The sequence below is a fragment of the Streptomyces sp. OR43 genome (assembly GCF_008042275.1).
Lineage (GTDB): Bacteria > Actinomycetota > Actinomycetes > Streptomycetales > Streptomycetaceae > Streptomyces.
Genome location: NZ_RDBK01000043.1, coordinates 3448111 through 3460373, shown reverse-complemented (window position 1 = coordinate 3460373; position 12263 = coordinate 3448111). Strand labels below are relative to the sequence as shown.

13 protein-coding genes and 1 pseudogene are annotated in these 12263 nt (G+C 72.1%); 5 read left to right on the top strand and 9 right to left on the bottom strand.

Features of this window, described 5'->3' with window-relative positions:
* Nucleotides 1–8: 8 nt before the first annotated feature.
* Together EAO72_RS44200 and EAO72_RS34735 are read left to right on the top strand one after the other, a co-directional pair.
* Nucleotides 9–185, top strand: a pseudogene (locus EAO72_RS44200) (hypothetical protein); the annotation flags it as partial.
* A gap of 11 nt (nucleotides 186–196) precedes the next feature.
* Nucleotides 197–1405, top strand: a complete 1209-nt coding sequence (locus tag EAO72_RS34735) for a glycoside hydrolase family 64 protein (protein WP_148021019.1) — start codon at nucleotides 197–199, stop codon at nucleotides 1403–1405.
* Between the two features lie 87 nt (nucleotides 1406–1492).
* Here the strand turns inward: EAO72_RS34735 and EAO72_RS34730 are convergent, their stop codons facing one another.
* Entirely contained in the window at nucleotides 1493–2479 is a 987-nt protein-coding gene (locus EAO72_RS34730) for an alpha/beta hydrolase (RefSeq protein ID WP_148021018.1), read from the bottom strand.
* Nucleotides 2480–2622: 143 nt separating this feature from the next.
* Between EAO72_RS34730 and EAO72_RS34725 the strand changes: the two genes are divergently transcribed.
* Complete coding sequence (locus EAO72_RS34725) at nucleotides 2623–3228, top strand: helix-turn-helix domain-containing protein (protein ID WP_148021017.1); 606 nt, start codon at nucleotides 2623–2625, stop codon at nucleotides 3226–3228.
* 44 nt (nucleotides 3229–3272) lie between these two features.
* On the opposite strand, the gene EAO72_RS34720 is transcribed toward EAO72_RS34725, so the two are convergent.
* Nucleotides 3273–3794: a hypothetical protein gene (locus EAO72_RS34720; protein WP_148021016.1), complete on the bottom strand. Its 522-nt coding sequence runs from the start codon at nucleotides 3792–3794 to the stop codon at nucleotides 3273–3275.
* Between the two features lie 235 nt (nucleotides 3795–4029).
* On the opposite strand from EAO72_RS34720, the gene EAO72_RS34715 reads away from it, so the two are divergent.
* Entirely contained in the window at nucleotides 4030–4647 is a 618-nt protein-coding gene (locus tag EAO72_RS34715; RefSeq protein ID WP_148021015.1) for a YceI family protein, read from the top strand.
* Between the two features lie 117 nt (nucleotides 4648–4764).
* Here the strand turns inward: EAO72_RS34715 and EAO72_RS34710 are convergent, their stop codons facing one another.
* The 6 genes from EAO72_RS34710 to EAO72_RS34685 form a co-directional block, all read right to left on the bottom strand.
* Nucleotides 4765–5283, bottom strand: a complete 519-nt coding sequence (locus EAO72_RS34710) for a proline dehydrogenase (protein WP_148021014.1) — start codon at nucleotides 5281–5283, stop codon at nucleotides 4765–4767.
* 216 nt (nucleotides 5284–5499) lie between these two features.
* Complete coding sequence (locus EAO72_RS34705; RefSeq protein WP_148021013.1) at nucleotides 5500–6057, bottom strand: DinB family protein; 558 nt, start codon at nucleotides 6055–6057, stop codon at nucleotides 5500–5502.
* Nucleotides 6058–6292: 235 nt separating this feature from the next.
* Complete coding sequence (locus EAO72_RS34700; protein WP_148021012.1) at nucleotides 6293–7624, bottom strand: M20 metallopeptidase family protein; 1332 nt, start codon at nucleotides 7622–7624, stop codon at nucleotides 6293–6295.
* Nucleotides 7625–7740: 116 nt separating this feature from the next.
* Nucleotides 7741–8379, bottom strand: coding sequence for an SAM-dependent methyltransferase (locus EAO72_RS34695; protein ID WP_148021011.1), 639 nt, complete (start codon nucleotides 8377–8379; stop codon nucleotides 7741–7743).
* On the bottom strand, nucleotides 8376–9419 hold the full coding sequence (locus EAO72_RS34690; protein ID WP_148021010.1) for an NAD(P)/FAD-dependent oxidoreductase: 1044 nt from the start codon (nucleotides 9417–9419) through the stop codon (nucleotides 8376–8378). The genes EAO72_RS34695 and EAO72_RS34690 overlap by 4 nt, the downstream gene beginning before the upstream one ends.
* 122 nt (nucleotides 9420–9541) lie before the next feature.
* The gene (locus EAO72_RS34685; protein WP_148021009.1) at nucleotides 9542–10423 is read right to left on the bottom strand and encodes an NAD(P)-dependent oxidoreductase; all 882 of its coding nucleotides are present in this window, start codon (nucleotides 10421–10423) and stop codon (nucleotides 9542–9544) included.
* Between the two features lie 96 nt (nucleotides 10424–10519).
* Here EAO72_RS34685 and EAO72_RS34680 point away from each other — a divergent pair, with 96 nt between their 5' ends.
* Nucleotides 10520–10891, top strand: a complete 372-nt coding sequence (locus tag EAO72_RS34680; RefSeq protein ID WP_148021008.1) for a winged helix-turn-helix transcriptional regulator — start codon at nucleotides 10520–10522, stop codon at nucleotides 10889–10891.
* Nucleotides 10892–11071: 180 nt separating this feature from the next.
* On the opposite strand, the gene EAO72_RS34675 is transcribed toward EAO72_RS34680, so the two are convergent.
* A complete protein-coding gene (locus EAO72_RS34675; RefSeq protein ID WP_148021007.1) occupies nucleotides 11072–12208 on the bottom strand; it encodes a glycoside hydrolase family 3 N-terminal domain-containing protein in 1137 nt (378 codons plus the stop codon).
* Nucleotides 12209–12263 lie beyond the last annotated feature (55 nt).

Here is a 12263-nt window from a genome sequence, read left to right as displayed (position 1 = left end):
CGCCCGTCCCGGCGGACGCACCCGTCATCGGATCGGCGCAGCTCGCCGTCGCCGTCGCCGACGACTTCCCGCGCGTCCTCACGTACACCGACCGGGCCACCGGGGCCCAGCTGTCCGGCAGCACCCGCCCGGTCACCGCCGTCACGCTCAACGGCACCGCCCCCCTACGCACCTCCCGGCGGCCCGCGCCCCACCGATGTCTTCGGCCACATCGGCGGCCCCGAGCAGGAGTTCTACGTCTCCTGCTTCCAGGAGCCCGGACGCGCGGAGGCGGAGATGGAACCCGACGTGCGAACTGGCCCTGGAGAACCGCTCGCTGCCCGGCCGGGTGAACGCCTACGTCACCGGTCACGAGCAGGGCACCGACCGCTGGGTGCTGCTGCGGCCGGAYGGCAGCGTCTACCGCCCCGACTCCCCCGCCGCCCCGCAGACCCCGCTCCCGGTCGACTGCGCCATCCCGCTGAACGCGGCGGGCGGCGCCCCGGTCGTCCTGACGCTGCCGCAGATGTACGGCGCCCGGGTCTACTTCGTCCGCGACGACACCCTCGACTTCTACCTCAACCCGGGCCCCGCCCTGGTCGAGCCGGCCTTCGCCACGTCCACGGACGCGAACTACGGGCGCACCTGGTCGTTCTGCGAGTTCACGTTCAACCCGCAGCAGCTGTACGCGAACATCAGCTACGTCGACCTGGTGACGGCGCTGCCCATCGGCCTGACGCTGGAGGGCGACGCCACCCACACGGTGGCCCCGCTTCCCGACGGTGCCGTGCAGAGGATCGCCGACGGTCTCACCGCGCAGGCCGCCGCCGACGGCCAGCCGTGGGACCAGCTGGTGACGCGCGGCTCGGACGGCAGCGTCCTGCGGGTCATCTCGCCGCAGAACCTGATGGCCCCGTTCTTCGACCGTCCGGACCAGATGCCGTTCCGGGACCTGTTCACCGCGCAGATCGACGAGGTCTGGGAGAAGTACCGCTCGACCGATCTGCGGATCGACCTCCAGGGCGGACGCGGCGTCTTCACCGGCCGGGTCAGCGGCGACACCCTCACGTTCAACGGTGGCCACACCTTCACCAAGCCCGTGTCCAAGGACATCTTCACCTGCAACCACGGGCCGTTCACCAACAACCCGGCGGACTCCGACGACAAGAAGGGCCTGCTGGCCCGGCTGGCGGCGGGCTTCAACCGCTCGATCATGCTCAGCCACCCCGACCAGCCCAACGGCACCACGGTGGCGGACTACTACCAGGGCGCGGTGACCAACCACTGGTCGCGCGTCGTCCACGCCAACAGCCCGATCGGCTACGCCTTCCCGTACGACGACGTACGCCCCGACGGCGAGCCCGACGTCTCGGGCGCCGCCAACGACGGCAACCCGAGGCGCTTCACGGTGACCGTGGGGTCCTGAGCCCTGCCGTACGCCGGCGGCCCCCGTTCCGGCGGGCGGGGGCCGCCGACGTGGCGACCGGTGCGCTCCCCCGCCCGGCCCGGTCCGTCACGCGAGCTGCCCGAGCCAGTCGGTCAGCAGGCGGTTGACCTCGTCGGGGCGCTCCTGCTGGATCCAGTGGCCGCAGCCGTCGAGCAGGTGGGAGGCGCTCAGCGCGGGGAGGGTCGTGGGAAAGGCGTCGATGGCATCGGCCATCCACGTCGTGGATGCGTCCAGCGCACCGCCGATGAAGAGGGACGGCTGCCTGACCGGGGCCCCCTCGAACCGGGCGAGGTCCGCCCAGTCGCGGTCCATGTTGCGGTAGCGGTTGAGGGCGCCGGTCATCCCGGTGCGCTCGAACTCCCCCGCGTAGAAGTCGAGATCGTCCTCGCTCAGCCACGCCGGCAGCACGCCGGCGGGGAAGCGGTCGCGAAGGCGGCCGCCGCCGCGGGCCACGAAGTGCGGATCGGGCTCGTCCGCCCCCGGCATGGTGTCGGCGGACAGGGCCGCGTAGAAGCCCGCGAGCCAGCCCCGCACGTCGGGTTCCATCTCCGCCTCCGCGCGTCCGGGCTCCTGGAAGCAGGAGACGTAGAACTCCTGCTCGGGGCCGCCGATGTGGCCGAAGACATCGGTGGGGCGCGGGCCGCCGGGAGGTGCGTAGGGGACGCTCAGCAGGGCGACCGCGCGGAAGACGTCCGGGTGGAGCAGGGCGGAGGCGGCCGCGATGTTGGAGCCCCAGTCGTGGCCGACGACCACCGCGCTCTCCTCCCCGAGGGCGCGCACGACGGCGACGTTGTCCTCCGCCAGGTCGAGCATGCGGTAGGCGTCGGCCGCGGCCGGCCTGGAGGAGCGGCCGTAGCCGCGCACGTCGAGCGCCACCGCCCGGTATCCGGCCGCGGCGAGGGCCGGGAGCTGGCGCCGCCAGGAGTACCAGGACTCGGGGAAGCCGTGGACGAGCAGCACCAGCGGGCCGGTCCCCTGCTCGACCAGGTGCAGGCGCCCGGCCGGGGCCTCGACGGTGCGGTGGCGAAGGGCTGCGGACAGCTCGGGCTGCATGGGTTCTCCTCGGTTCACGGGCGGACGTGGCTACCCGCCGATCATGCGGCGCGGCGGCCACCGGAGGCGAGAAGCCTTGCCGTGCTGGCAAACTTGCAGCACAGAGGGTGGACGCGGCACGACCGGAAGACACGGTGACGGGAATGACGGACGACGGGACTGCCGCCGCGATGGCGGCCATGGGCCCCCGGCTGCGGGCCGCGCGCGAACACCGCGGCGCCACGCTCACCGGTGTCGGCCGCGCGACCGGCATCTCGCTCAGCACGCTGTCGCGCATCGAGACCGGCCGGCGCGGGCCCACCCTGGAGGTGCTGCTGCGGCTGGCGAAGGAGTACGGCGTCTCACTGGACGAACTGGCCGGGCTGGCACCGGAGTCCGGGCCCCGCATCTCCACGTCGCAGCGCTTCGGCGACGACAAGGCGGTGTTGCCGCTGACCCCGTACGTCGGGGGTCTGCACGCGCACAAGCACGTCCTGCCGCCGGTCGAGGAGCCGCCCGGGCGGCCGCGGCAGATCTCCCACGACGGCTACGAGTGGGTGTGCGTCCTGTACGGGCGCCTCTGGCTCGCACTCGGCGAGCAGGACCTGATCCTGGCCGCCGGGGACGTCGCCGAGTTCGACACCCGTACCGCCCACGGTGTCACGAACGCCGGACCCGGCGGACCGGTCGAATACCTGGTCATGTTCGGGCCGCAGGGCGAGCGCCTGCGGCAGCGCACCCCGGCAGGACCGGGCCGCGTGGGACGGTAGCCCCGCGGCCCGGGCCCGCCGGGGCTCCCGGCAGGCGGCGCGGGTCAGCAGCCGCCGCAGTTGTAGTACGTGACGTCCCAGTGGTTGCCCTCGTCCGCGTAGACGTTGCCCGAGCCGGACTTGTACTGGGGCGCGCCGTCGCCGCGTACACCGATGTAACTGAACACGCCGTGCACGTAGTTGGTGAGACAGGTGGTCTTGCCGAAGTCGAGCTTGTAGCCGTTCCAGTGCGAGTACGTGCCACTGGCGTGCCCGGTCTCGGTGCCGCCGGTGATGTTGAGCGCGCAGCCCGTGGCGCTCTTGAGGGTCTGGGCACCCTGGGCGGTCGCCAGGTTGAGCTGGTCGAACGACGTACAGGTGGACACATTGCGGTTGGAGCAGCCGCCGGAGGACGACCAGGTGATGCCGGACGAGCTGAATCTGGCGGTCGCCTGGCTGTGGGTGAGCTTGGTGACGGCGTAGGCGTCCGTTGTCCCGGCGACGACGCCGATTCCGGGGGCGAAGAGGACGCCGAGCACGAGGGCGAGGGCGGTCAGGACGGGGCGCAGCGTCATACGGGACACCATGAGGGACTCCTCCTGTGCATGACAATGGGGCAGGAAAATACTGCCCGAGTTCTACGCGCGTCCGCCAGAGGGCATGCGGTGACGGTCGCGTGAACACGCGGCCGCGCCGCGCCGCCTTCCGTAACAGTCGGGACCGCAGATGTTGAACTTTGAACAAGATGGGTCTACAGTGAATCTCGTTGAAGGTTAAACAACTACTTCGAGCCCCGCTCGATCACGTCCCCGAGGAGGAGCCATGGCTCTGTTCAACCGCAAGAACAACGACGCCCCCGCCGCCACCACCGTCGCCGTCGACCCGGCCCTGGCCGCCCTCACCGGCGACTACACGATCGACCCGGCCCACAGCAGCATCGGCTTCACCGTCCGTCACGCGATGGTCACCAATGTGCGCGGCTCCTTCGGTGAGCACGAGGGCAGCCTGAAGCTGGACGGCAGCGACCCGGCCAACTCCGCCGCCTCGATCGACGTCAAGATCGCCAGCGTGGACACCGGCATCGCCGACCGCGACGGTCACCTGGTCAGCGGCGACTTCTTCGACGCCGAGAAGTTCCCCCTCATGACCTTCCGCTCGACCGCAGCCGAGCAGCTGGGCGGCGACAAGTACCGCGTCACCGGCGACCTCACCATCAAGGACGTCACCCGCCCGCTCGCCATCGACCTGGAGTTCAACGGCTCCGCGACGGACGTCTACGGCAACGAGCGCGTCGGCTTCGAGGGCAGCGCGGACATCCTGCGCTCCGACTGGGGCCTGACGTGGAACGCGGCGCTGGAGACCGGCGGCGTGATGGTCAGTGACAAGGTCAAGCTGAACTTCGACATCTCCGCGATCAAGGCCGCCGCCCCGCAGGCCTGATCCCCCGGGACACCCGGTCCCGCAGGCCGGCCTGCCGGGGACACCCCGCACCGAGCGCGCCCGCCTTCCGCCCCTTCCGGGGAGGACGGCGGGCGCTCGGCGTGTGCGGCGGCGCCGTCAGCGCGGCTTGTCCAAGACCTCGGCCGCCACCGAGCGGAAGCGTTTCACCGCCTCGTGGAGGGCCTGTTCCCGCTGGGCGGCGAGGGCGGCGTCCGCCGCCTTGCGAGCGGTGTCGGCCGCGTGGGCGTCCCGCACCATCCGCCGCATGACATCGGAGAGATCACCGGACGCCCTGCCGACCCGGCCGGCCGCCTTCACCAGAACCGGCGGCCCCTCGACGAGGACGACCTCGGCCGCGCGGTGCACCTCGCGCGCCAGACCGACGAAGCGCCCCACCCGCTCGTCGACCTGCGCCAGGTCGGGAGCGCTCGGCCGCAGCGCCTCCCATATCGCGTCCATCGCGATATCACGGTCGTGCAGGGCGCCGAGGTAGGACAGACACGCGTCCCTGCGGTGCTGTCTGCGCCACTGGTCGAACTGCGAACGCGCGGCGGCGCGCCCGGTCACGAACGCCGCGCCGAGTGTGGCGAGCGACCCGACGGCAGCACCGAGCAGCGCGGCGACTTCAGCTTCCATGGGCGCATTCTGTCGTCACACCGGCGACCACCGGGCCCGTTCGGCGACGCTCGCGCACCGACCACCGCTGCGAGCCCGCAGCCGCACAGCGACGCGTCCGTTGCCACGGCCGGCTCCCGGCGGCCCGGCTCCGCCGCGGCGCCCGGGCCTTGGCGGAGGTCCGCTCCCCGCGGGGCGCTGCGGTTCGGCTGCCCGCCGGGCAACGGCCCGTCCAGGTCAGCCCATGCTCTTCGCGCCGTCGATCGATTCCCGGATGATGTCGGCGTGGCCGGCGTGCTGGGCGGTCTCGGTCATGATGTGCATGAGCACCCGGCGCGCCGACCAGTGCGCCGCACCCTCGAACCACGGGGCCCTGGGCAGCGGCTGGGTGGCATCCAGGTCGGGCAGGGTGGCCACCAGTTCGTCCGTCCGGCGGGCGGCGTCCTCGTAGGCGTCCAGCACTCCGGCCAGCGTCTCGCCGGGCAGCATGCGCATCTCGTCGGCCCGCCGCGCCCAGTCGGCTTCGGTCATCGCGGTGAAGTCCGGCATGGCCGAGGGGCCTTCCACGATGAAGCCGGCCCAGCCCCGTTCGGCACTGGTGACGTGCTTGATGAGACCGCCCAGACACAGCTCGCTCACCGTGGTGCGCAGCCCGGCCTGCTCGTCAGTGAGGTCACGGGTGGTGAAGCGGAGGAAGTGCCGGTGCTTGGCCAGCATCTCCAGCAGGTCGGCGCGCTCGCCGGTGAGCGCCGGGGTCTCGGCCACGTCGCGGGTGGTCGTCTCGCTGACGGTCATGATCGCTGCCTTCTGTCGTTCCTGTCGCGCGGGCAAGGACCACGTTAGAAGTCATATAGGTCAGATCACGGCCTGAATGAGCGGCCTTCCGGGAGCGGCTCGCGGGCCGGCGGCTCCGCTTCAATCGCCCCTCCGCGGAACGGGGTTCGGCTCGCGGGAGCCGCGTCCCGGGCTGCCCCGCGGTCACGGGCGACCTGCCTCGTGGGCGCGGCGCACCGGTGGGAGGCCGGTCGCCTCACCCTCCAGCGGAGATCTTCCCGGACAGGTGATCGACCGCGATGTTGGCGTGGAGCCGGACCCCGGTGACCAGGACCGAGTCGTCCGCGTAGAAGGCCGGGTTGTGATTGAACACCACCCCCCGCCCGCCGGGAACCGGCCGGGGCTCCCCGTCGGTGAACTCCAGGTCCTGGCAGCCCAGCACCACGTACAGTCCGCCGTACTTGTTCACGAACACCGATACGTCGTCGTAGCCCAGGGTGGGCGGGGTGTTCATGATCCGGTCCGGGCCCGCCACCCGCTCCAGCGTGGGCAGTGCCGCCTCGACCCAGGCCGGTTCGTTGTGGACGGCGGGCACGTCCTGGAGGAAGTCCGTCCGTGCGGCACAGCCGTACGCCTGGGCGATGTGCTCGGCGGTGCGGCGCACGAGCCCCTGCACCCGTTCCATGTCGGACTCGGCCGCACAGCGGATCGTGCCGAGCAGGGTCACCCGCTCCCCGACGATGTTGAAGCGGCCCACGTCCTGGACGTGTCCGATGGTGACGGTGATCGGGTCGAAGGCGCTGATCTGCCGGTACAGCTGGCCGGTGGCGGTGATGATCTCCGCGGCGGGCGGCATCGGATCCACGCCCTCCCACGGCGTCGAACCGTGCACCTGCTTGCCCGACACCACGATCTTGATCATGCAGGAGGCGCCGAACGGATTGCCCGTCCGGTAGCCGACGCAGTTCTTCGGCAGCGGCGCCACGTGCATGCCGTAGACCATGGTCGGCCGGGGGTCCGCCAGGGCGCCCTCGTCCTCCATCTGCTGGGCCCCGCCCTTCTCCACCGTGCCGTCGGTGTCGACCGGCGGCCCTTCCTCGGCGGGCTGGAACACCAGCAGGACCGTTCCCGCGAGACGGTCGCGCACCTGCGCCAGAACCGAGGCCGCGCCCAGCAGCATCGCGGTGTGGCAGTCGTGACCGCACGCGTGCGCGACCGGGAACGGTCCGCCGGGATAGTCCTCGTCGACCACGGTGGAGGCGAAGTCCACCCCCGAGGCCTCCTTGACCGGCAGGGCGTCGAAGTCCGCCCGCAGCGCGATCACCCGCTCACCGGGCAGGCCGCCCCGGAGGACCCCCACCACCCCGTGCCCGGCGATACCGGTCCGCACCTCGTCCAGCCCGAGGGCCCGGAGGCGCTCGGTGATGAAGCGGGCGGTGTTCACCTCCCGGTTGGACAGCTCCGGGTGCTGGTGCAGGTGGTGGCGCCAGCCGATGACATCCTGCTCGACGTGCCGGGCCAGTTCGTCGATCCGGCCGTACAGGTCATCCGCGTCGACGCCCCCGTTCGGCTCCGCTGTTCCGTTCACCACGCGTCCTCCCGCACCTCGCCGTCAGGCCAGAGGCCCTCCCCGGTGCGCGACGTCGGCTACCGCCGCGCACCGGAGATTGACCCGAATGGCTTCCGGCGCGGCTCATCCCCGTTTCAACGGCGGCGCACCTTCAGCGCGTTGTCCGTGCGGGTGACGGGCGTGCCGTCCGGGCCGTGCTGGACCCGCTCGTGCTCCGCGCTGAGCAGGACGTCCCATGCGCCTTCGGGCAGTTCGAGGGCGGCGAGCACCTCGTCCGTAGTCGGGAGCTCCATGTCCGCGTGGTCGTGCTCCCAGGGCGGGAAGCCGGCGTGCCCCACGATCAGGAGCACGCCGCCGGGAGCCACCGCCGCTGCGGCCCGGCGCAGGATCTGCTCGCGCGGCAGGTCGCCCATGGAGTGCAGGAACTGCGCGGAGACCAGGTCGTACTCCCCGTCCGGGAAGGAGACCCCGAGGTCGTGGAACTGCCAGTCGATACGGTCCTCGACCCCCGCCTCGGCCCCGTGCTCGGCGGCCCGGTCCAGAGCGACGCGCGAGATGTCGGTGGCGGTGACGCGCCAGCCCAGGCGGGCGAGCCAGACCGCGTCCGCTCCTTCGCCGCACCCGAGGTCCAGGGCGCGTCCCGGCTTCAGGCCCTCCACCTCCCGGACGAGGGCGGTGTTGGGATTCCCGCTCCAGATCCGGTGGCTCTCGCGGTAGCGCTCGTCCCAGAGCTCGGCGTCGGAGGCTGCGGCGTCGGTGCTGTCGTGGGTCATCGTGTCTCCTGGAGTCCGTGACGGCGGTGTCCGAGGGTCTTCTCGCAGACCTGGCGCTCGGCCTCCGCCGAGAAGGGCGCGCGGCGGGCCTCGACCGCGCGGCCGGTGTCCTCGGTGACGAGGTCGGCGTTGATGGCAGCGCCGGCCTTCAGCCCCGCGGCGGCGGCGCCGATGACCTGGTCCATCAGGCTGGCGACGTTACCGGCCGCCCACACGCCGGGCACCTCCGTCGCCCCGGTCGGGTCGGCCGCGATGTACGTGCCGAGGGTGTGCCCGCCCATCTCCAGCGGCGTGGCGCGCAGCCCGAGGCCGTCGAGCACCCCGGAACGCGCCGTGAACCGCGGCTGGACCACGACGGCGTCGCGCGGAACGACCCGGCCACCGGCCAGCCGTACGCCGGTGAGACGGCCGTCGTCCGTCTCGACCCCGGTGACCCCCCCGTCCACCACGGCGATGCCCCGCGCCGCCAGCTGCTCGTACTCCTCGTCGTCCGGCTCGGGCCCGTTGTGCAGGAAGAGGGTGACGTCGGCGCTCCACTGCCTCCAGAGGAGCGCCTGGTGCACCGCCATCGGTGTCAGCGCCACGATGCCGATCGCCGCGTCCCGGACCTCCCAGCCGTGGCAGTACGGGCAGTGCAGCACGTCCCGCCCCCAGCGCCCGGCCAGGCCGGGGATCGGCGGCAGCTCGTCGACGAGCCCGGTGGTGACGAGCAGGCGGCGCGCCGTCACGGCGGTTTTGTCCCCCCGTACGACACGGAATCCGGCCCCGCCCTGCAGCTTCTCGGCCGATGTGACCTCGCCTTCGACGATCTCGGCACCGTACCCGGCCACCTCCTTGCGGCCGATGGCCACCAGCTCCGAGGGCGGGGTGCCCTCCCGGCCCAGGTAGTTGTGCACGTGGGACGCGGGTGCGTTGCGCGGGCTGCCCGCGTCGATCACCAGCACGGAACGCCGGGCCCGCGCCAGGGACAACGCCCCGCTCAGACCGGCGGCCCCGCCGCCGATCACCACTACGTCGTACGTCTGCGTCATGTCGCTCATGCGAAACACCTCCATCTACGGAAGATGGTGCGGGCCCGGTCCGGATTCGGCAAACTTCCTTGCCGGAGCAGCAAACCGGCTCCGAGACCAGCACGGCCGCGTCCGGGGCGGCACGTGGCCGGTCAGTGCAGCAGCAGGTCGATCACACCCGTCAGGTCCTCCTCGCCGCTGCCCTCGGCCAGGCGGCGCCGCATCAGCTCGAAGTAGGGCCTGAGCAGTTCGGGGCTGACTCCCTGCTGCTCGGCAGTGCTCAGGAAGGTCGGCGTGCCGGCCACCTGCATGGCCAGGTTGGAGACGACACCTTTGGTGTGGTCACCGCTCCGCAACTGGTCGGCGGTCCGGTGAACTGCCGGAGCCATCGCGACGAGCCAGTCGGCGAGCAGCGGGGCGAGCGCCGCGGGGTCGATGTCCTCCTTGCGGATCAGGGCGAAGGCGTGCGCGGACCCGGCGAACATCCCGTACATGGCGCTGAGCAGGGCCACGTCGTGCAGGGCCGCGAATCCCGCGTCCTCGCCGACGTAGGTCGTGCCGGCCGGGACGCCCAGGGTCTGCTGGTGCCGCTCGAACAACTCTGGCGAGCCGCTGTAGAAGACGTAGCCGCCGGCTTCCGGGACTCCGATCATCGGAGGGACGGCCATGATCCCGCCGTCCAGGTAGCGGGCGCCTCGCTCGCGGGCCCACTCGGCGCGGGCGCGGGCCTGGGCAGGGGTGCTGGTGGTCAGGTTGACCAGGTCCTTGCCGGCCGGGTCGGTGCCGGCCAGCACCTTGTCGACCGAGGCGTCGTCCAACAGGCAGACGACGACCAGGGTGTTCGCCGCGACCGCCTCACCGGCGGTGTCCGCGGCCCTTGCCCCCTCGGCGGCCAGCGCCGTTGCGCGGGCCGGGGTGCGGTTCCAGACGGTGAGCGGGTGGCCGGCGGCAAGCCAGGTACGGGCCATCGCGGTGCCCATCGCGCCGAGGCCCAGCAGCGTGACGGGAGTCTTCTCAACAGTGTTCAGTGCCATGCCGATTAGGCTGGTCGCAGCTCCGAGGGCGATCAAGTACGCACTTGACAGTGGGTGGTTACCCCGAGGTGAGCAAGCACGTCGGAAGGGTGGGGCATGACAACGCTGAACCGGCCGGGCGCACCAGCCGGACACGTCTGCGGGATCGACACCGCGATGGAGGTGATCGGCGGCAAGTGGAAGGTGCTGATCCTCTGGGCGCTCCACGAGCACCCCTGCCGTCGCTTCGGCGAGCTGCGTCGGCTGATTCCGGGGATCACCGAGAAGGTGCTGGCCTCTCACATGCGTGAGCTGGAAGCGGACGGTGTCGTGCACCGCGTCTCCTACGACGAGGTGCCGCCTCGCGTCGAGTACTCGCTGACCGAGGACGGGAGACGTCTCAACGACGCGCTCCGGCCGCTGGCCGCCTGGGGGCGCGAGCGGCCGACCGGTCGAGGGCCGGAGGAGAAGGCAGGCCCCGGGCTGTGACCGGCATCGTTCACGGGTCACTGAACCGCGATCAGTCGTCTCTTCGGATGATCGACCACGGATTCCTCGACCGGCCCGGACGACGCGTCACCTTGCGGGAGGCGGGCGACGAGAGCTGGCGCGAGGGCGAGCTCTGGAACAGTGTCCAACGTCCGGCGGGGCGACGCGGTGGTCCGCGTGTCACAGCCCGGCCCGCAGCACGTTGACGCGCGCGGCGGCGGCGTCGAAGTCCGCGCCGTCGAGCGCGCCGGACGCCAGTGCGTCGCTCAGGGCCGCCACCGCCTCGTCGCCCTGGGAGACGCTGCGGGACGAGCAGAGCACCAGGTCCATCCCCGCGGCCGCTGCCGCCACGGCGCGCTGCGACGTACCGCCGAAGGACTGGAGGGCGCCGGCCTCCAGGGCGTCGGTGATGGTGACGCCGGTGTAGCCGAGCCGGTCGCGCAGCTCGGCGACGACCGCCGGGGAGAGACCGGCGGGCCGGTCGGCGTCCAGGGCGGTGTAGACGGCCCAGGACAGCATGACGAGCTTGACGCCGGCCGCGACGGCGTCCCGGTACGGCGCCTCGTCCACGCTGCGCAGGGTGGCCGCGGAGGTGGTGAGGGTGACGGGGCGGAGGTCCGTGTTCTGGCTTGCCGACGCGGGACCGAGGCCGGGGAAGTGCTTGGCTGTGGCGGCGACACCGGCGCTCTGCTGGGCGGTGATGAAGACCGATCCGCAACTGGCGACCGCGGCGGCGGACTTGCTGTAGGACCGCTCGTACTGGTCGGTGAAGTCGCCGTTCTTGCGGTAGACGTCGAGGACCGGGGCGAGGTTGACGTTCATGCCGACACCCGCGAGGTTCATCCCCGCACCGCTGCCGGTGAAGCCGGCCCACCGCACCGGGTCGGCGGAGGCGCCGACGTCCTTGGCGGACATGACGGGCTCCCCCGGCAGGCGGCGGACGACCCCGCCCTCCTGGTCCGTCATCAGGAGCAGCGGGGCCCGCACGGGGGACGAGGCGTGCGCCGCGTTCATCGACCGGACGACGCTCTCGATCTGGCTCAGGTTCTCGATGTTCTCGCCGAAGAAGATCACACCGGCCGTGCGCCCTTCCTCGATGGCGTTCATCAGGGAGGCGGGCGGCGTGAGCCCGGCGTAGGAGTGGATGACGCACTGCGCGGCGCGCTGCTGCGGGGTCAGGGCCGCAGCCCGGGGGCCGGCGCCCTCGGGCGCGCGTACGGCCGCCGCCTGACCGGCCGTCGGTGCCAGCCCGCCGGCCAGGGCCGCGGCTCCGGCGATGAGGGCGCCGCGCCTGCTGAGGGGTGGGGTCGAGCCCATGACGTACTCCTTCGCGAACTGTCGTGGAACCGGGCCGGACCCCGGCAGGGTGGCG